Raw genomic sequence first — 17,981 nt, forward strand, 5'->3', positions numbered from 1 at the left:
AGGTGGCGTCCTGCAGCTCGCTCTTGCGGACCAGGGTTAGCAGGATGAGCTTCATGCCCAGCCGGATGGTCGGCAAGGTGGGGACCTGCTCCAGCAGCGGGTAGAACAGTCGGATCTCCTTGGCCGACAGGGCCCGTTCGCGGGGCGTGAACGACCAGATCGACGATGGGCTGACGTCGTTGGCTGGGTTCTCCACCTTTTCTCCGTGCAGACGGGCGAAGGCGAAGATCAGATTGATCTGATCGCGGATATGGATCGCGGTCGCCGGCGCCCCACGGCCCTTGACCGTCTCGCAGAGCGCCCGGACGTCGCCGGGCTCGATCTCGATCAGCAAGCGGTTCTTGAACGCCGGCTCGACGTCGCGCTCGTAGATCGAGCGACGCATGGCGCGGGTGCTGTCGGCCATTCGGCCTTCTTCCAGCCACTTGCGGCCAAAGTCGCCGAAGGTCTTGGCGGCCTTGATGCGGGCCTTGTCCCGCCGCTTCTCGAGCGCCGGTGAAATCCCGTCCCTCACCTTGCGACGGGCCTCCATGCCCAGCTCCCGGGCGGCGAGCAGGCTTATCCCGCCCCGGCCATAACGGCCCAGCGTCAGGGTCTCTCGCCGGTTGTTGATCCGGTAGTCGAGACGGAAGGAAATCGAGCCTGAGGGAGTGACCACGACGTAAATACCGTCACGGTCCGCGACCTTGTAGGGTTTCTTCTTTGGTTTCAGATGCTTGAGCGATGCATCGGTGAGCATGGACGGCCTCCTGCGCACCCCGAAAACACCGAAAATCGGCGCAAAATACCGTCACGCCCAAAACGGGGTGGTGGAAACGCCTTTTCCTGAGTGAATTCAGGGGCTTGATGCTGGAAAAAATACCGTCAGGCCTGACTTGTCGTGACGGTATCAGCCGCACGCCCTCGCGAGCAAGCTCAGGGCGATACCGTCAGACACACGAAACGTGAACTGGCTTCCCTCGATCGTCGCCGATCGACAGGGAACCAGAACACGTTTTATTTCAATGATTTAAGAGATGTTCGCGATGGTCCGCGAAGGTCCAAAAAGGACCCTGAATCATTCCCACTCGATGGTGCCGGGCGGCTTGGACGTCACGTCGTAGACGACCCGGTTGACGCCGCGCACCTCGTTGATGATGCGCGTGGCGGTCTTGCCCAGGATCGGCCAGGGGAACTCGAAGAAGTCGGCGGTCATGCCGTCGGTCGAGGTGACCGCGCGCAGGGCCAGGACGTTCTCGTAGGTGCGAGCGTCGCCCATCACGCCGACGGTCTTCACGGGCAGCAGCACGGCGAAGGCCTGCCAGATCTGGTCGTAGAGGCCGGCGTTGCGGATCTCCTCCAGATAGATGGCGTCGGCGTCCTGCAGGACCTTGACCTTCTCGGGCGTGATCTCGCCGGGGATGCGGATGGCCAGGCCCGGGCCGGGGAACGGGTGGCGGCCGACGAAGGCCGGCGCCAGCCCCAGCTCGACGCCCAGGGCGCGGACCTCGTCCTTGAAGAGCTCGCGCAGCGGTTCGACCAGCTTCAGCTTCATGTAGTCCGGCAGGCCGCCGACATTGTGGTGGCTCTTGATGACCGCCGAGGGCCCGCCGCGGGCCGAGACGCTTTCGACGACGTCCGGATAGAGCGTGCCCTGGGCCAGGAACTGCGCCCCGTCGATCTTGGCGGCTTCCTTGTCGAAGACGTCGATGAACAAGCGGCCGATGGTCTTGCGCTTGGTCTCGGGATCGGTGACGCCAGCTAGCTCGCCCAGGAACAGATCCCCGGCGTCCACGTGGACCAGCGGAATGTTGTAGTGGTCGCGGAACAGGGTGACGACCTGTTCGGCCTCGTTCTTGCGCAGCAGGCCGGTGTCGACGAACACGCAGGTCAGCTGGTCGCCGATCGCCTCGTGGATCAGGACAGCCGCCACCGAGCTATCGACGCCTCCCGACAGGCCGCAGATCACCTTGCCGGTCCCAACCTGGTCGCGGATCTTCTGAACCATCTCCTGGCGGAAGGCCGCCATGGTCCAGTCGCCCTTCAGGCCGGCGATGTTGAACAGGAAGTTGCGGTAGATCTTGGCGCCGTTGACCGTGTGGACCACCTCGGGGTGGAACTGCACGGCGTAGATCTTCTTTTCGTCATTGGCGATCGCCGCGAACGGGGCGCCGGTCGAGGTGGCGATCACCTCGAAGCCTTCCGGGATGGCGGTGACACGGTCGCCGTGGCTCATCCAGACCGTTTCCAGCTCGCCGACGTCGGCCAGGCCCTGGAACAGCGGACTGACCTTGCCGACGGTCAGCTCGGCGCGGCCGAACTCGCCGGCGTGGCCGCCCTCGACCCGCCCGCCCATCACGTCGCAAAGCAGCTGCTGGCCGTAGCAGACCGCCATCAGCGGCACGCCCAGCTCGAACAGCTTCTTGCCGATGCGGGGGCTGTCGTCCTCCAGCACGCTGGCGGGACCGCCCGACAGGATGATGGCCGACGGCTTGTAGCTGTCGACCAGTTCTTCGGCCTTGTCGAACGGATGGATCTCGCAATAGACGCCGGCCTCGCGCACCCGGCGCGCGATCAGCTGGGTCACTTGGCTGCCGAAATCGACGATCAGGACGCGCTGGTGTTGGGTTTCGGTGGTCATCGGCAAATCTCCAGCGGTCATTGTGTCGATCGGGCGTTCAAGGTCAGGGCGTGTACGAGGATCGCTCGAGGACGGCGGCGAAGAAGCCGTCCGTCCCGGCGCGGTAAGGGGTCAGGCGCAGATAGCCTTCGGGCGTGACGTGCTCGACGCCCGGCAAGGCGATCGGCTTCACGGTGAATTCGGGATGGCGCTCGAGGAAGCCGGCGACGCGGTCCTCGTTCTCGTCGACCAGCAGCGAACAGGTCACATAGACCATGCGGCCGCCGGCCTTCACGAAGGTCGAGGCGTCCTCGAGCACCGAATCCTGCTCGATCTGGCGCTTGGCCAGCTGGTCGGGCGACAGGCGCCATTTCGCATCAGGATGACGACGCCAGGTGCCAGCGCCGGTGCACGGCGCGTCGACGAAGACGACGTCGATCTTGCCTTCCAGGCCCTTGAGCGGCGTGGCCTCGATCGGCGAGCGGATCTGCAGGTTGCGGACTCCGGCCCTCTGACCGCGCCGGATGGTGTCGGCCAGGCGGCGGGCGTCGCTGTCGTGGGCGAAAATCTGGCCCGTATTGCCCATGGCCGCCGCCAGGGCGAGAGTCTTGCCGCCGCCGCCGGCGCAGAAATCCAGCACCTGTTTGCCCTTCACATCGCCCGCTACCGCGGCGGCGATCTGCGAGCCCAGGTCCTGCACCTCGAACCAGCCCTTGGAGAAGGCCGGCACGGCCTCGACCGACGGTGTGCGGTCGGCGGCGGCCGGCGCAGGAATGCGGAAGGCGTTGGGCAAGATCCCGGCCGGCGCGGCGTGGATCGGGGCCAGGGCCTTGGCGGCCCGTTCGGCGTCGGTCTTCAGGGTGTTGACCCGCAGGTCGACCGGGGCGCGTTCCGCCAACGCCGCCATCTCGGCGGCCTGGTCGGCGCCGAAGGCGCGAGCCAGCCGTCCTTCCATCCAGTCCGGATAGTCGCCGGCCACGGGCGCTGGCGCGCCATCCAGCGAGACCGGATTGGCCAAACGCTCGGCTTCGACCGCGGTCAGGGCGCCAAAGCCGTGCTCCTCGGCGGCCGCTTCAGCGATGCGCTCCGGCGTCCATTTCCAGACGAAGGCCAGAACGCCCAGCATCACGCCGCGCGGGCTGGGGTCGCCCATCATCCAGGCCAGCGAGCGCTTGCGGCGCAAGGCGTCCAGCACCAGGCCCGAGACGAAGGCGCGGTCCTTGGAGCCGGCGTAGCGCGCCGCCTCGCCCCAGCGCTTCAGCGCCATCTTCGCCGGAAAATGCCGCGTCTCGATCTCGGTGAGAACCTCGATCGCCGCCGAAACCCGCCCTCCGTCGCGCATCAGACGACCAGAGCCAGGAGGGTCAGCAGAATCCCCGTCAGGGAAACGCCCCAGGCGATGCTGCGCACCCACGGCACGCCAAAAACATAGAGCGGCAGGAAGGCGATGCGGCCGCCAACATAGAGGCCCGCGCCGAACGCGGTCAGCGTCCCGAGCCGACCGCCCAGATAGGCGAGCAGCACGGCCACGGCGAACAGCGCGAAGCTCTCACGGAAGTTGACGAACGCCCGCTGAAGCCGCCCGGCCAGACCGGTGACGTCCAGGCGCTCGTCGCGCGGACCGACGCTCCACTCCAGCCCTCGCTGCGAGAGGCCCGCCAGGGCCGCCCACAGCAGGTGGACGAGGCCGATCAGGACCGCCACGCCCAGCATCTGGAGTTCGAACGCCATCCGCATCGACTACACCGCGCTCGGATAGTTCGGCGCTTCGCGGGTGATCATCACGTCATGGACGTGGCTCTCCCGCAGGCCAGCGCCGGTGATGCGCACGAACCTGGCGCGCTTCTGCAGCTCGGGGATGGTCGGCGCGCCGACATAGCCCATGGCCGCGCGCAGGCCGCCGACCAGTTGGTGCAGCACCGGCGAGATCGGCCCTTTGAACGGGGTCTGGCCCTCGATGCCCTCCGGCACCAGCTTGAAGCTGTCCGTCACTTCCTTCTGGAAGTAGCGGTCGGCCGAGCCGCGGGCCATGGCGCCCACCGAGCCCATGCCGCGATAGCTCTTGTACGAACGCCCCTGGTACAGGAACACCTCGCCCGGCGCCTCCTCGGTGCCGGCGAACATCGAGCCCATCATGGCGGTCGAAGCCCCGGCCGCGATGGCCTTGGCTAGGTCGCCCGAGTACTTGATGCCGCCGTCGGCGATGATCGGCACGCCGGCTTCCTTGCCCGCGCGCACGGCTTCCATGATCGCGGTCAGCTGCGGCACGCCCACGCCGGCGACGATGCGGGTGGTGCAGATCGAGCCCGGACCGATGCCCACCTTCACCGCGTCGGCGCCGGCGTCGATCAGGGCGCGAGCGGCGTCGTAGGTGGCGATGTTGCCGGCCACGATCTGGACGCGATTGGCTTCGCGCTTGAGACGCGAGACCGCCTGGGCGACCTGGCTGGAGTGGCCGTGGGCGGTGTCGATGACGACGACGTCGACACCGGCGTCCACCAGGCCCATCGAACGCTCGAAACCGGCGTCGCCGACGGTCGAGGCCGCGCCGACCAGCAGGCGGCCCTTGTCGTCCTTGGCGGCCAGGGGATGAGCCTGGGCCTTTTCGATGTCCTTGACGGTGATCAGGCCGACGGCGCGATAGGCGTCATCGACGACGATCAGGCGCTCGATCTTGTGCTTGCGCAGCAGTTCGCGCGCCTCGCGATGATCGACACCCTCGGAGACCGTGATCAGGCCCTCGCGGGTCATCAGCGCCGAGGCCGGGACCTTGTCGTCGCCCTCGAAGCGCATGTCGCGGTTGGTCAGGATGCCGACCAGCTTGCCCGAGCCGCGTTCGACCACTGGGAAGCCCGAGATCTTGCGGCGGGCCTTGATCTCGCGGATCTCGGCCAGGGTGGTGTCGGGGTGGATGGTCAGCGGATTGATGACCATGCCGCTTTCGTAGCGCTTGACCTCGCGGACCTGGTCGGCCTGCTCCTCGTTGGTGAGGTTGCGGTGCAGGATGCCAAGACCTCCGGCCTGGGCCATGGCGATGGCCAGGCGGCTTTCGGTCACCGTGTCCATGGCGGCGGACACGAGCGGTATGTTCAGACTGATTTCACGCGTGAACCGGGTCTCGGTCGTCACCTGGGTCGGCATGACGTCGGACGGGCCGGGTTCGAGCAAAACGTCGTCGAAGGTAAGCCCTTCGCGAATCTCCATCGGAGTCTCCATTTTGCGGCGCGGATATAGCCGCGAGGCCCGTCCTTGTCGAGCCCGGGAGACGCCGAAATCGAGATGATCAGTCGGCGATCGCCGACAAACCCAACCGTCCGAGCTTGGAGACCACGGTGACCCCATCGCCCGCCCGGATGATCGTGTCGGGCTTTGGATTTTCGAAGACCGCGCCATCGCTGCGGTCGATCCGTACGACCAGCAGCCCGCCGCCGCGCCGTTCGAACTCGCCCACCGTGACGCGGCGAGCGGCGAAGGTGGCCGGCGCGGTGATGACGCCGAGATCCAGGCCCAGCTTGCCCAGCCCGTCGCCCGCTTCAGTCGACAGGGACTGGGCCGTGCGCAGATATTCCGCCAGCTTGGGATAGAGGATCATTTCGGCGATGCGCTCCGCCCCGATGTGGGTCGGCATCACGATCCTGTCCGCGCCGGCCTGGACCAGCTTGCGTTCGGTGGTGGGCCGCTCGCCGCGGGCGATGATCTCGAGCCCAGGGTTGAGGCTCCGCGCCGACAGGGTGATGTAGACGTTGGCCGCGTCGTCGGGCAGCACGGTGGCCAGCACGCGGGCGCGCTCGACATGCATGGCCCGTAGAACGTCCTCGTCGGTGGCGTCGGCGTGGCGGCACAGATAGCCCAGGTCCCTCGCCTCCTGGCAACGCGCCTCGTCACGCTCGACCACGACGAAGGTCTCCCCCGCCGAGGCCAGCTCCTGCGCCAGCATGAGCCCGATGCGGCCAAAGCCGCAGATGATGATGTGGCCGTCCAGCCGGTCGATGTCGCGTTCCACGCGCTTTCCAAAGAACTGTTCAAGTTGAGACTGGGTAAGCGCCTGCACCAGCGAGCCCGTGACGACGATGACGCCGGTGCACCCAAACACCATCGTGGCCATGGTGACGAGGTGCAAGTAGTCGGTGTCGATCGGACGCACCTCACCGTAGCCCACGGTGAAGATGGTCAGGGTGACCATGTAGAGAGCGTCGTCAAACGACCACCCCGCCGCCAGATAGCCGACGATCGCGCAGGCTCCGACCAGCAGGACGAAGGCGATCGAGATCGCCAGGTTGCGAAAGGGCCTGGAGACCAGGCCCTCGATGACCTCGCCCCCGCGCCTCACCGCCCCTTGAACCCCGTGGCGACCAGGAACACCTCGGAGCTGTCCTGCCGGCTGGCCTTGGGCTTGAAGTGCTGCACCTTGGTGAAATGGCGCTTCAGCCTGCCGATGATCTCGGCCGTTTCCCCGCCCTGGAAGGCCTTGGCGACGAACGCTCCGCCGGGCTTGAGGACATCGATGGCGAATTCGGCGGCGATCTCGATGAGCCCGACGATACGCAGGTGATCGGTCTCGCGGTGCCCCACGGTGTTGGGCGCCATGTCGGACATCACCAGATCCGGCTGGCCGCCCAGCAAGTCGAGCAGCTTGGGCGGGCAAGCGTCGTCGGTGAAGTCCATCTCCAGGATGTGCGCGGGGGCGACCGGGTCCACCGGCAGCAGGTCGACACCGACCAGATTGGTCACGCCACGCTCGACGGCGATCTGCAGCCAGCCGCCAGGCGCGCAGCCGAGGTCGATGACCCTGGCCCCCTTGCCGAAGAAGTGGAACTTGTCGTCGATCTCGCTGATCTTGAACGCCGCGCGGCTGCGATAGCCGAGCGCTCGCGCCTTGGCGGAGAACGGGTCGTTGATCTGACGCTCCAGCCACGCCTGTTGGCTGGGCGTGCGACCATAGGCGGTCTTCAGGCGGGCGGGCTTGCCGCGACCGCCCTCGTTGCCTCCGGCCGGCGGCTTGACCATGCGCTTGCGGGGAGGATCTTCATCGCTCATGCGGCTTCAGACTTCTTCGAGGCGCCGCCGCGACGACGCCGGCGCGGGCGTCGCTGCTGATCGGACATCAGGGACATCAGGAGCCCTTCTCTAAGCCCTCGGTCGGCGACGCGCACGCGCGAACACGGCCAGAGCTCCTGAACGGCTTGCAGGATCGCCGCCCCCGCCAGGACCAGATCGGCGCGATCGGCGCCGATGCAGGGCTCCTGCGCACGCTCGGCGGAGGTCAGGCCCAACAATCTGGCGGCGGCCGCGTCGCAGTCTGTTCGATTCATCCATAGGCCGTCGACGACGTTGCGGTCATAGCGCGGCAAGCCAAGGTGCAGCCCCGCCAGGCTGGTGATCGCCCCGGAGGTGCCCACCAGATGCGCCCTCCCTTCGTCGAAAATCTCCCGCAAGGGTTCGGCGTGCGGAAACGCCTCAATCCGCGCCTTGACGTCGTCGACCATGGCGCGAAACCAGCTTTCGTCGGCGCGCTCGCCCTCGGGAAAGCGCTCGGCCAGGGTGACCACGCCCACGGGGATCGACAGCCAGGCCTTGATCGGCAGTTTCCAGGCGGCGAACTGGCGCGGCTTGGCGTCCAGGCCGCCGCCCTTCAGGTCGACCCAGGAGAGTTCGGTGGAGCCTCCGCCGACATCGACCACGAGGGCCGCGTCCTGCTGACGATCGAACAGGTTCATGCAGCCGGCGACGGAGAGTTGGGCCTCTTCGCGGGGGCTGATGATCTGAAGCTTCAGGCCCGTTTCCTCGTGGACGCGGCGCACGAAGTCGGGGCCATTTGTCGCGCCACGACAGGCCTGGGTGGCCACGGCCTTGATCCGCAGCACCTTGCGTCGCCGAATCTTCTCGGCGCAAACCTTCAGGGCGGCCAGGGACCGGTCCATGGCCGCTTCGGAGAGCTGGCCGCTTTGCGACAGTCCCTCGCCAAGGCGCACAATACGGGAATAGGCCTCGACGACGCGGAATCCGCGCGGTGAAGGCGTGGCCACCAAAAGGCGGCAGTTGTTGGTCCCCAGGTCGAGCGCCGCATAGCACGACAGCTCGTCCGGCGACCGCCGACGCCGCCCTTGCGGGGCGCCGGGCGCTCGCGGCGCCTCCGACATGGTTCTAGCCACCTGTCTCGCGAGCCTCGCAAACGGTTACGAGACCCCACTTCGAGTCGACCATATCACGTGACTCGTCCTCCGGAAGGCGCCGGCTTGTCTTCCGGGTTCGGAAGTCCCACCGTTCAGGTTTCAGTCAGGTGGACTTGCTAATCTGGACGTCATGAATTCGAGACTCGCCAAGTTCGCGATCGGCCAGGTCGTCAGACACCGCCTCTTCCCGTTCCGGGGCGTGGTGTTCGACGTCGACCCGGTGTTCGCCAATACGGAGGAATGGTGGCAGTCGATCCCGGAAGAGATCCGGCCGACCAAGGACCAGCCTTTCTACCACCTGCTGGCCGAGAACGAGGACAACAGCTACGTCGCCTATGTCTCCGAACAGAACCTGCTTCCGGACGATAGCGGCGAGCCGGTCGGCCACCCTCAGACCGCGGTGATCTTCGAGTCGTTCGACCACGGGCAATACAAGCTTCGCCCCCGGATCTCACACTAAGCGGCAAGTCTGATCGCCCAACCGCCCTTTTGGCGCAAACTCCGAACAGCTTTTGCAAAAATCGGGGCGTAGCGTCCTTCTATGAGCGGAGATGGCTTTAGCAACGGCCCGCCCCCGGGCGCCCGTCCCGATTGGACGATCGACCAAGGCTGGGAGACCTACTCCCAGGCCGAGCACGACGTCTGGATCACCCTGTACGAGCGCCAAGCCGACATGCTGCACGGTCGCGCCTGTGACGCCTTCCTGCGCGGCCTGGACGCGCTGGATCTGCACCGCACCGGCATCCCCGACTTCGCCCGCATCAATGAGGAGCTCCAGCGACTGACTGGCTGGAGTGTCGTCGCTGTCCCCGGCCTAGTGCCCGACGATGTCTTCTTCGACCATCTGGCCAACCGCCGCTTCCCCGCCGGCCAATTCATTCGCAAGCCGCATGAACTGGATTACCTGCAGGAGCCGGACATCTTCCACGACGTCTTCGGCCACGTGCCGATGCTGACCGATCCGACCTTCGCCGACTACATGCAGGCCTATGGCCAGGGCGGCCAACGGGCCCTGACCCTGGGCCGCCTGGCCAACCTGGCCCGGCTCTACTGGTATACGGTGGAGTTTGGCCTGATGAACACGCCGGAAGGCCTGCGCATCTACGGCGCGGGCATCGTTTCCTCGCGCGCCGAGTCGATCTTCGCGCTCGACGATCCATCACCCAATCGCATCGGGTTCGACCTGGAGCGGGTAATGCGCACCCTCTATCGGATCGACGACTTCCAGCAGGTCTATTTCGTCATCGACTCGATCCAGACCCTGCAGGACGTGACGCTCCAGGACTTCGGCGCGCTCTATCAGCGACTGGCGGGCGCAAGCGAGATCGGCGTCGCCGAGATCGTCCCCGGCGACACCGTCCTCACGCGCGGAACCCAGGCCTATGCGAGGGCTGGCGGCCGACTTGCCACGACCTCCGGCGGCTGACCCTTCAAGCCGAACAGGATCCGCACGCCTGGGATGCGCCGCACGATTTCATAGGTGGCGAAGCATCCCGCAAAGGTCGCCGCGACCAGGGTCGCGCCCTCCAGCCCCTGCGGCAGACCCAGTTTGGCGAGATGATGCGCCATGATCACGATCAGGGTCTGGTGAACGAGATAGAACGGAAAGACGCCCAGGGTCAGGTAGCGCAGCACCGGCCCGCCCTTGGTCAGGTGCTTGGCGCCGAAACCCAGGATGGCGATGATCGCGCACCAGGTGTCGGCGGCGAAGACGAAGCGCATGACGAGCTTCAGCTGCGGCGGCGGGATCGGCGTGTCGTTGCGATAGGTCCAGACGTAGGCCGACCAGCCGGCCCAGGCGCCGATGGTCAGGATCAGGGCGGGCCAGCGCGCCGCGATCAGGCGCCCACGCAGGAGCTCCGACTTGGCCAGGCCAAAGCCCAGCAAAAAGGCGCTGAACGAGACGGCGTGGACATAGTGGTCGCCGACCAGGGCGTGGGTTTCACCGTACTTGGCGTAGAGCGTCGCGCGAAGCATGCCCAGAAACAGAATCGGCCAGCCGAACAGGCCAACGCCCTTCAACAGCCATTCGGTGGCGGTCTGGATATGCTGGCCGGCCTTTTTCCACACCAGCAGCATCAGCGCCAGGACCAGGGTGTAGAACAACAGGTAGGCCACGAACCACATATGGTTCCAGGTCGGTGTCGTCAGGCACTCGCCGTCGACGCCGCACCAATGGCCGGACGCCGTCACATAGCGGATCCAGAAGTTGTCGACCGACAGCCCGCTGCCCGGATGGGCGGCCATGTACTCGACCACCTGATAGTAGGACTGCGGCGGCACGATCACGATCATCGCGAACAACAGCGGCGGCAGTAGCCGCGCCACCCGCGCCGTGGATAGCTTTCCGACCGTGGTCTTGTCGGCCATGAACCGTGTCGCCGCGCCCGACACTAGGAACAGCAGGGTCAGTCGCCACGGATTGGTCATCAGCATGAAGGGCATCAGTCCCTCCACGATATGCGGCGTCTTCACGTGCCATTCCCAAGGCACGTAGAACATGCCGGTGTGGTAGAGGATCAGCAGGAAGAACGCGCCGACCCGAATCCAGTCGAGGTCGTAGCGCCGATCGAGGGGCAAGGCGGTCGTGGTCATGAGGCGTCCGGCATGAAAAGCGATGCCAAAGACCTGCCCCGTGACGCTCGGGCCGGCCAAGCGGCGGGGGATCAGCGGTCGCTTGCCGGGACGAACGGAAAAGCATCAGGGACCAGCGGCGGCCCTTTCGGGATGACCGGCGAGGAGCGCCAGTGGCTTGTCCGCGCGTGGCTGCTGGGCGCCTGCCTTGTCGCCGCGATCGCGGTGGTCAATGTGCTGACCCTTCAGCACGATGCGCCGGAACTGGGCGTGATCGCGCCCACCATCTGGGAGGCCAGCAGCGCGCTGGTCACCCTGTTCATCTTCGCCATTCCCGCCGCGATGGCCTTTTGGATGGTGCGAGCTCATCCCCGCTGGTGGGTCGTCGCCCCGGCTCACACACTCGCGGTGTTCGTCTATTCGGTCCTGCACGTCTGCGGCTTTGTGGCCTTGCGCAAGCTCGCGCACGCCGCGCTCCTGCACGAGGCCTACACCTTCGGGCCGCTATCGACCGAATTTCCCTACGAATTTCGCAAGGACATGATGTCGTACGGCCTGGCGACGATCATCTATTGGCTGGCCCTGCGCCGCAGCGCCCAGAAGCCGGACGAGCCCCCCGCCCTGCCCGCCACGTTCGACATCCAGGACGGCGCGCGGCTGATCCGCGTTCCCGTCGCCGAGATCCTGGCCGTGCGCTCGGCGGGCAACTATGTCGAATTCCTCCTGACCGACAGCCGGCGTCCGCTGATGCGCTCGTCACTGAGCGCTGTCTTGGAGGCGCTAGCTCCGCGGGGCTTTGTTCGCACCCACAAGTCCTGGCTGGTCAACAAGGCACGCGTGACGGGCCTGAAGCCGGAAGGCTCGGGCGACTACGCCGTCGAGTTGGGCGGCCTGGATGTTCCGCTGTCGCGGCGCTTCCCCGAAGCCCTCAAGACGCTGCGGCGCTAAAGCAGCATGCCCATCAGGATGTCGTCCTCGAAGCGGCCGTCGGGATAGCGACCACGTTTCGGCTGACGCCCCTCCTGCTGAAAGCCCAGCCGCTCGTAGAGCCGGATGGCGTCCGGATTGCCAGCCCCGGCCGCGAGCTCGATGCGCAACACCGGCGGGCTCATGGTGCGAGCCTCGGCGATCAGGGCCATGAAGAGCTTGGAGCCGATGCCCCTTCCCTGATGGTCCGGCTGGACAGCGACCGTCACCCCGCCCAGCACGTGGGAGAAGAGCGCGATATGCTCGCGGCGCGCATGGATCTCGCCGCAGACGACTCCGTCCTGATCCACCGCCACGAGGCAGACCCCGCCCGGCGTCTCGATCACGCCGCGAACATAAGCCTCGGTGATTTCCTCCGGCGTGCGCGCCAGGCGCCCCGGCTGGACCGCCGCGGCCTTGTGCGCGGCCAGGATCCCGGAAATGTCGTCGAGGCTCGCCTGCCGGATCATCACGCTCATGACGCCCTCTGGAATGGATAGAAGTCCCCGCCAAGGTCGAGGATCTGGCTGAGTTCGTCCAGAGCCTCGCGACTTTCGGTCAACAGATCGGGATCGGCCAGGTCCGCCGGCGCCAGGCGGTCGCGATAGCGCCGCTGGACCCAGTCGGCCAGGATGGTGTGCAGGCCGGGCGTGAACCGCTGGGCGGGATTGGTCGCCTCGAGCTCGACGTCGGTCAGCACCACCCGCAGCCGCAGGCAGGCGGGCCCGCCGCCATTACGCATGCTTTGGCGCACATCGACATATTCGACGCGGCCGATCGGACCGTTGGACGTGGCCAGACTTTCGGCGACGGCGTGAGCCCGGGGATTGTCCCGGGTCTCGGCCGGCGCCAGAAGGACCAGGCGATCCTCGCCTGGAACCGTCAGCAGTTGCGAGTTGAAGAGATAGCTCGCCACGAGGTCCGCCATCGGCAGGTCCGCCTCCGACACCTCGACAAGGGCGGGCTCGAACAGGCCTTCGGCGGCGGCGCGGACTTCGCGCTCCATCAGGCCCCGGTCCTCGAAGGCGCGCTCGTGGAAGAACAGGCATGCGCGCGAGCCCACGCAGACCACGTCGTTATGGAAGGCTCCGCCCTCGATCGCGGCCCTGGCCTGCCGGGGGAAGACGGCCCGCGCTGCGCCATGGCGGCGTTGAATGGCCTCGAACGCCTCGCGGGTCTGGCGGGCGGGAAACTGGCCGTCCCAGCGTTCCCAGGCCTCGCGTCCCCAGACGAACAGGTTGACGCCCGCCTCGCCATGGTCGGCGCAGAGCCGCACATGGTTGGCCGCGCCCTCGTCGGCGAAATGAGGCTGGGCCGGCAGGGGATCGTGGACGGCGAAGCGGAGCTCGTCCCGAAACAGACGGCGCAAGGCGCGGGACGTCTGTGGCCCTTCCAAGCTGCGGTGCAGGTTGGTCAGCAGATTGGCCGGCGTGAAATGGACGCGACCGTCCGCGGCGTCGGCGCTGGGCGTCACCGTCGCGGCGTTCGCGGCCCACATCGGCGAGGCCGAGCAAGCCGCCGCCGCGAGCGCCGGCGCCGTTCGCCAGGCCGCCTCAAGCGTCGCCGCATCGTCACCGGAAAAACCGATCTGTTTCAAGAAACCTACGGCCGGTCGTTCATGTGGCGGCAAGACGAACTGCGGCATGCCCAGGTCGTAGAGCCGGCGCATCTTGGCCAGCCCTTCCAGCGCCGCCCCGCGCGGATTGGAGACCTCTCCGGCGTTGCGGGTGCTGGCCAGGTTTCCGGGCGACAGGCCGACATACGAATGGGTCGGCCCGACCAGACCGTCGCAATTGGCCTCCACCGCGGAGGTCATGGCCGCAAACCCTTGATGTCCTTGAGCGTATCGGCCACCGCCTCGGCTTCGAAACTGGCGACCGGATAGGCGCAGTAGTCAGCCGCGTAGTAGGCGCTGGGACGGTGATTGCCGGACGCGCCCAGGCCACCGAACGGCATCGATCCGGCCGCGCCCGTGGTGGGCCGGTTCCAGTTCACGACACCAGCCCGGATGCGGTTGAGGAATGCCTCCCAACGGCTTGATTCATTGGAGATAAGACCCGCCGACAGGCCGTAGCGCGTGGCGTTGGCCGCCGCCAGGGCGTCGTCGAATCTGGCGACGCGCCGCACCTGCAGCCAGGGCGCGAACAGCTCTTCGTCCGGGGTGTCGACGCCCGTGACGTCCACAAGGCCCGGCGTCACGAAGGCCCCGCTCAGACCCTCGACGGCGCCCAGAGGCCGGATGCGTTCGCCGCCCATGCTGTCGGCGACGGCGCGCGCGACGTCGGCGGCCCGGGCCGAGATCAACGGCCCCATGAAAGCTTCGTTCTCGCCGTTCCAGGGACCGATCGAGAGCCGATCGGCCAGGGCCGCTGTCGCCTCGATCACCGCGCGGCCGAAGGCGTCGTCCGGCAGGATCAACCGGCGCGCGCACGAACAGCGCTGACCGGTGGTGATATAGGCCGACTGCACGACAAGGGCCGCGACGGCCTCGGGGTCGTCGGCGCCCCAGACCACCAGCGGATTGTTGCCGCCCAGCTCCAGCGCCAGGATGACGTCCGGCCGGTCGGCGAAGTGTCGGCGGAAGAAAGCACCGGCCGCGGCCGAGCCGGTGAACAGCAGGCCGTCTATTTCTTGGTTGATCAGCGCCTGGCCAGTCTCGCGTCCGCCCTGGACCAGGTTGATGACGCCGGCCGGAACGCCCGCCGCCTCCAGCGCCTCGACCATCAGCTGGCCAGCCAAGGGCGTCTCTTCGGAGGGTTTGAACACCACCGTGTCGCCCGCCAGCAGGGCCGGCACGATGTGGCCGTTGGGGAGATGGCCCGGGAAGTTGAACGGCCCTAGCACCGCCATGACGCCGTGGGCCCGATGCCGCAGCACGGCCCGGCCGAACGGCATGGCGTTTTCAGTGACGCCGGTTCGTTCCTGATAGGCCTTGATCGACAGGTCGACCTTGCCGGCCATCGAACCCAGCTCGGCCTTGGTCTCCCAGAGCGCCTTGCCGGTCTCGCGGCTCAGGGCCTCGGCGAAGGTCGCCGTGCGTTCGACCAGGATCTCCTTGTAGCGACGCAGGATCGCGACCCGCTCCTCGTGCGGGCGATCCGCCCAGCCCGGGAAGGCGCGACGCGCCGCTTCGACGGCCTGAACGACGTCCGCTCCGGTCGCCGTCGCGGCGCGCCAGACAACCTCGCCCGTCGCGGGATCGATCGAGATCAGTTCCGAGCCAGCGCCCGAACGCCACTTGCCATCGATAAACAGTTCGCCGCTCATGCCTTCACCCGCACCGCTTCACCTTCACAGACGCCAAGAGCGTCCATCGCCTCTCGTCCCAGGATCGCCACGTCGCCGTCGATCAGCACAGGAGTCCGAACGGCCCGGAACCGCGTCACCTCGCCTGTGGAGACCAGCGCCTCCTCGCCAAATGCGTCCTCGCCAGCCTTCACCCGAAGGCGTCGTGAGTCGCGCACGGTGCGGATGTCGTCCCGGGGACAGGCCACGGTCGGGCCGGCGTCGAACAGGTCGACGAGCCCCTGATACCGGAACCCCTCGCGCTCCAGCATGGCCCTGGCGGCCTCGCCGTCTCGGTGCACCCGGCCGATCACGTCGCGAGCTTCCTCGGGTAGCAACTCGGTGTAGATCGGATGCCGCGGCGCCAGGTCCAGGATGAACTGACCGTCGGTCGAGGCGCTCATCAGATCGGCCTGGTCGAAGTCCAGCCGGAAGAACTTCTGCGCCACGTGTTCCCAGAACGGACAGCGGCCGTCCGCGTCGAACCAGCCGCGCAACTCGGCCAGCACCATCTCGGCGAAACGCTGGGGTTCGCTGCCGATCAGCATGTAGCGCGATTGCGCCAGAAGCCGCCCCGCCCCGCCCATGCGCCGCTCCGGCCGCAGGAACAGCGAGCCGACCTCCGACCAGCCGGCGCACTCGTTCACCAACACCAGGGCTTTGTGGTCGAAACGCATCTCCAGGGTCGGCGAAGACTGGGCCAGGGTCACGACCCGGAACGAAAAGAACGGCCGCTTCAGACCGACGCCCGCCTTGACCCCGGCCACGCCTTCGACGGAGCCCGTCTCGAGGTCCTCCAGCATCAGCGTGTACCAGGCCTCTGGCGGAGCGACGCTCGCCTGAAAGCTGGCCTCCGACAGGGTCAGGCGCGCGCGCAGGGTCGCCTCGTCCTCCGGCAGGCTGGTGAAGCCGCGCCCCGACAGCACGGCCAGCTCCAGCAGGGATTCGAAGTCGGCGGGGCCGGCGGGACGGACAACGAGCATTCAGTGGGTCTCCCCGAGGGCGTTCATGGCGGCGCGGATGCCCCGGCCGTCGATATCGCCACTCGCCAATTTCATCAGGATCACGGCCGAGAGCTGAGCGCGCTCGACGAAGCTTTCGGGCCAGGCGTGTTCGGCTTCGCTGTGGATGTCGCCCCCCCGCACCCCAAGGGTGTCGACGTTGGGCAGGCCCGAGGCGAAAAGATTGTTTCCCTCGCAGACGCCGCCGGAGGGCTTCCAGGTAATGTCCTGGCCGAGCAGCGCGCCGGCCTCCTTCACCGCGCCGAACAGCCGCTGCTGGGCGGCGTTGAACGGCTTGGCGCCGCGGGTGATCGCCCCGTGGAGATGGGCGTGCAGGTCGTCGCCGACTTCGCCCACGATCCGGGCGACTTCGCCCTCGAACCAGATCGCCGCCTCGGCCTGCGGGAAGCGAACGTTGAACCGCACAACCGCCACATCCGGCACCATGTTCAGCGGCGCGCCGCCGTCGATACGAGCGACGTTGACCGTGATGCCGTCGCGCAAACCGTTCAGGCCATGCAGCTTCTCGGCGATCCTGGCCGCGCCGATCACGGCGTTGCGGCCGGCGGCGAAGTCACGGCCGGCGTGGGCCGCGCGACCATGGACGACGATATGGAAATTGCCCGAGCCCTTGCGCGCCGAGGCCAGAGCCCCGTCAGCCAAGGCCGGCTCGTAGGTCAGACCCACATGGCCGCGGCGGGCGAACTCGGCCAGCACCGGCGCCGAGGCGACCGAGCCGATCTCCTCGTCCGGCGACAGCAGCACACGGTATCCCAGGTTCGGGGCGGCGGGATGACGTTCGAACGCCTCCAGCGCCGCCAGCATCACCGAAATCCCGCCCTTCATGTCGGCGACGCCCGGACCGTGCAGCGCGCCGTCGGGACGGGTCCGCACCTGCTGGAAGGCGCTCGTCTCGGGATAGACCGTGTCGTAGTGGCCTGTCAGCACCACCTGGACGGCCGCTTCGGGACGTACGATCACGGCCAGGGACGGCGGATGGACCAGCTCCGTCTCGCGGCCATCGGCCCCAACCTCGCGAGAGGGCGCCAGCGGGATCTCGACCGGCGCGGCGGGCAGGCTGGCGGTGGCGTCCAGCAAGGCCTGCCTTTGGCGTTCCAACCCGGCCAGGTGCCGGCTGCCGGAATTGATGGCGCACCAGTCCACGGCGCGGTCGACGATCTGGCCGCCGACCTGCGCGACGTAGTCCAGAACAGCACGATCTTCTGAATCGAGACGCATCGAAAGACCAGTCCTCCCTCAGTCAAGATAACCAAGGGCCGCGGGCAAATCGTGCTCACCTCCAACGAGGTAACCGGGAGCCCACGCAACAGCCTTGCTGGAGCTCGCCTATTTCGAACCGAGTCCGAAACGCCGGGCAAGTCC

At 67.2% G+C, this 17,981-nt stretch carries 17 protein-coding genes; 3 read left to right on the plus strand and 14 right to left on the minus strand.

The features are described 5' to 3' along the window. The 8 genes from VJ655_RS03675 to VJ655_RS03710 form a co-directional block, all read right to left on the minus strand. The coding region (locus tag VJ655_RS03675) for a tyrosine-type recombinase/integrase (RefSeq protein WP_324098372.1) at window positions 1-739 on the minus strand (739 nt) is incomplete at its 3' end. 318 nt (window positions 740-1,057) lie between these two features. Then, window positions 1,058-2,620: a glutamine-hydrolyzing GMP synthase gene (guaA, locus tag VJ655_RS03680; protein ID WP_324098375.1), complete on the minus strand. Its 1,563-nt coding sequence runs from the start codon at window positions 2,618-2,620 to the stop codon at window positions 1,058-1,060. Window positions 2,621-2,663: 43 nt separating this feature from the next. Further along, the gene (locus VJ655_RS03685) at window positions 2,664-3,941 is read right to left on the minus strand and encodes an RsmB/NOP family class I SAM-dependent RNA methyltransferase (RefSeq protein ID WP_324098379.1); all 1,278 of its coding nucleotides are present in this window, start codon (window positions 3,939-3,941) and stop codon (window positions 2,664-2,666) included. Continuing rightward, a complete protein-coding gene (locus VJ655_RS03690) occupies window positions 3,941-4,330 on the minus strand; it encodes an MAPEG family protein (protein WP_324098383.1) in 390 nt (129 codons plus the stop codon). The genes VJ655_RS03685 and VJ655_RS03690 overlap by 1 nt, the downstream gene beginning before the upstream one ends. Window positions 4,331-4,339: 9 nt before the next feature. Further along, window positions 4,340-5,803 (minus strand): IMP dehydrogenase, encoded by a 1,464-nt coding sequence (guaB, locus tag VJ655_RS03695; RefSeq protein WP_324098385.1) that lies wholly within the window; start codon window positions 5,801-5,803, stop codon window positions 4,340-4,342. A gap of 79 nt (window positions 5,804-5,882) precedes the next feature. After that, complete coding sequence (locus tag VJ655_RS03700; RefSeq protein WP_324098387.1) at window positions 5,883-6,929, minus strand: potassium channel family protein; 1,047 nt, start codon at window positions 6,927-6,929, stop codon at window positions 5,883-5,885. Further along, window positions 6,926-7,636, minus strand: coding sequence for an RlmE family RNA methyltransferase (locus VJ655_RS03705; protein WP_324098389.1), 711 nt, complete (start codon window positions 7,634-7,636; stop codon window positions 6,926-6,928). The genes VJ655_RS03700 and VJ655_RS03705 overlap by 4 nt, the downstream gene beginning before the upstream one ends. After that, a complete protein-coding gene (locus VJ655_RS03710) occupies window positions 7,633-8,739 on the minus strand; it encodes a Ppx/GppA phosphatase family protein (RefSeq protein WP_324098392.1) in 1,107 nt (368 codons plus the stop codon). Before VJ655_RS03710 ends, VJ655_RS03705 begins: the two co-directional genes overlap by 4 nt. 163 nt (window positions 8,740-8,902) lie before the next feature. Between VJ655_RS03710 and hspQ the strand changes: the two genes are divergently transcribed. Together hspQ and phhA are read left to right on the plus strand one after the other, a co-directional pair. Then, window positions 8,903-9,232 (plus strand): heat shock protein HspQ, encoded by a 330-nt coding sequence (hspQ, locus tag VJ655_RS03715; RefSeq protein ID WP_324098394.1) that lies wholly within the window; start codon window positions 8,903-8,905, stop codon window positions 9,230-9,232. A gap of 81 nt (window positions 9,233-9,313) precedes the next feature. Further along, the gene (gene phhA, locus VJ655_RS03720) at window positions 9,314-10,198 is read left to right on the plus strand and encodes a phenylalanine 4-monooxygenase (RefSeq protein ID WP_324098396.1); all 885 of its coding nucleotides are present in this window, start codon (window positions 9,314-9,316) and stop codon (window positions 10,196-10,198) included. Here the strand turns inward: phhA and VJ655_RS03725 are convergent. Then, window positions 10,153-11,367 (minus strand): acyltransferase family protein, encoded by a 1,215-nt coding sequence (locus tag VJ655_RS03725; RefSeq protein WP_324098399.1) that lies wholly within the window; start codon window positions 11,365-11,367, stop codon window positions 10,153-10,155. The two genes, phhA and VJ655_RS03725, sit on opposite strands and share 46 nt — an antisense overlap. Before the next feature lie 132 nt (window positions 11,368-11,499). Between VJ655_RS03725 and VJ655_RS03730 the strand changes: the two genes are divergently transcribed. Next, window positions 11,500-12,294, plus strand: a complete 795-nt coding sequence (locus tag VJ655_RS03730; protein WP_324098404.1) for a LytTR family DNA-binding domain-containing protein — start codon at window positions 11,500-11,502, stop codon at window positions 12,292-12,294. Here VJ655_RS03730 and VJ655_RS03735 read toward each other — a convergent pair. Genes VJ655_RS03735 through VJ655_RS03755 form a run of 5 tightly spaced genes read right to left on the minus strand, consistent with a single transcriptional unit; the run spans window position 12,291 to window position 17,837 of the window. Next, the gene (locus VJ655_RS03735; protein WP_324098406.1) at window positions 12,291-12,791 is read right to left on the minus strand and encodes an N-acetyltransferase; all 501 of its coding nucleotides are present in this window, start codon (window positions 12,789-12,791) and stop codon (window positions 12,291-12,293) included. The two genes, VJ655_RS03730 and VJ655_RS03735, sit on opposite strands and share 4 nt — an antisense overlap. Beyond that, entirely contained in the window at window positions 12,788-14,128 is a 1,341-nt protein-coding gene (gene astB, locus VJ655_RS03740) for an N-succinylarginine dihydrolase (protein ID WP_324098409.1), read from the minus strand. Before astB ends, VJ655_RS03735 begins: the two co-directional genes overlap by 4 nt. Further along, window positions 14,125-15,579 carry a succinylglutamate-semialdehyde dehydrogenase gene (gene astD, locus VJ655_RS03745; RefSeq protein ID WP_324098411.1) on the minus strand — a complete coding sequence of 485 codons (1,455 nt, stop codon included), beginning with the start codon at window positions 15,577-15,579 and terminating at the stop codon, window positions 14,125-14,127. Before astD ends, astB begins: the two co-directional genes overlap by 4 nt. Next, complete coding sequence (locus tag VJ655_RS03750) at window positions 15,576-16,580, minus strand: arginine N-succinyltransferase (protein WP_324098414.1); 1,005 nt, start codon at window positions 16,578-16,580, stop codon at window positions 15,576-15,578. The genes astD and VJ655_RS03750 overlap by 4 nt, the downstream gene beginning before the upstream one ends. Then, window positions 16,581-17,837, minus strand: coding sequence for a hydrolase (locus tag VJ655_RS03755; RefSeq protein ID WP_324098416.1), 1,257 nt, complete (start codon window positions 17,835-17,837; stop codon window positions 16,581-16,583). It abuts the gene before it with no gap. Window positions 17,838-17,981 lie beyond the last annotated feature (144 nt).

Source organism: Caulobacter sp. (assembly GCF_035254145.1).
GTDB lineage: Bacteria > Pseudomonadota > Alphaproteobacteria > Caulobacterales > Caulobacteraceae > Caulobacter.

What these genes read in the sequence shown, in the direction of transcription:
- astD (WP_324098411.1), bottom strand. Translation starts at nt 15,579, where the DNA reads ATGAGCGGCGAACTGTTTATCGATGGCAAGTGGCGTTCGGGCGCTGGC.
- guaA (WP_324098375.1), bottom strand. Translation starts at nt 2,620, where the DNA reads ATGACCACCGAAACCCAACACCAGCGCGTCCTGATCGTCGATTTCGGC.
- VJ655_RS03755 (WP_324098416.1), bottom strand. Translation starts at nt 17,837, where the DNA reads ATGCGTCTCGATTCAGAAGATCGTGCTGTTCTGGACTACGTCGCGCAG.
- VJ655_RS03705 (WP_324098389.1), bottom strand. Translation starts at nt 7,636, where the DNA reads ATGAGCGATGAAGATCCTCCCCGCAAGCGCATGGTCAAGCCGCCGGCC.
- hspQ (WP_324098394.1), top strand. Translation starts at nt 8,903, where the DNA reads ATGAATTCGAGACTCGCCAAGTTCGCGATCGGCCAGGTCGTCAGACAC.
- VJ655_RS03730 (WP_324098404.1), top strand. Translation starts at nt 11,500, where the DNA reads ATGACCGGCGAGGAGCGCCAGTGGCTTGTCCGCGCGTGGCTGCTGGGC.
- VJ655_RS03725 (WP_324098399.1), bottom strand. Translation starts at nt 11,367, where the DNA reads ATGACCACGACCGCCTTGCCCCTCGATCGGCGCTACGACCTCGACTGG.
- astB (WP_324098409.1), bottom strand. Translation starts at nt 14,128, where the DNA reads ATGACCTCCGCGGTGGAGGCCAATTGCGACGGTCTGGTCGGGCCGACC.
- guaB (WP_324098385.1), bottom strand. Translation starts at nt 5,803, where the DNA reads ATGGAGATTCGCGAAGGGCTTACCTTCGACGACGTTTTGCTCGAACCC.
- VJ655_RS03690 (WP_324098383.1), bottom strand. Translation starts at nt 4,330, where the DNA reads ATGGCGTTCGAACTCCAGATGCTGGGCGTGGCGGTCCTGATCGGCCTC.
- phhA (WP_324098396.1), top strand. Translation starts at nt 9,314, where the DNA reads ATGAGCGGAGATGGCTTTAGCAACGGCCCGCCCCCGGGCGCCCGTCCC.
- VJ655_RS03685 (WP_324098379.1), bottom strand. Translation starts at nt 3,941, where the DNA reads ATGCGCGACGGAGGGCGGGTTTCGGCGGCGATCGAGGTTCTCACCGAG.
- VJ655_RS03750 (WP_324098414.1), bottom strand. Translation starts at nt 16,580, where the DNA reads ATGCTCGTTGTCCGTCCCGCCGGCCCCGCCGACTTCGAATCCCTGCTG.
- VJ655_RS03735 (WP_324098406.1), bottom strand. Translation starts at nt 12,791, where the DNA reads ATGAGCGTGATGATCCGGCAGGCGAGCCTCGACGACATTTCCGGGATC.
- VJ655_RS03710 (WP_324098392.1), bottom strand. Translation starts at nt 8,739, where the DNA reads ATGTCGGAGGCGCCGCGAGCGCCCGGCGCCCCGCAAGGGCGGCGTCGG.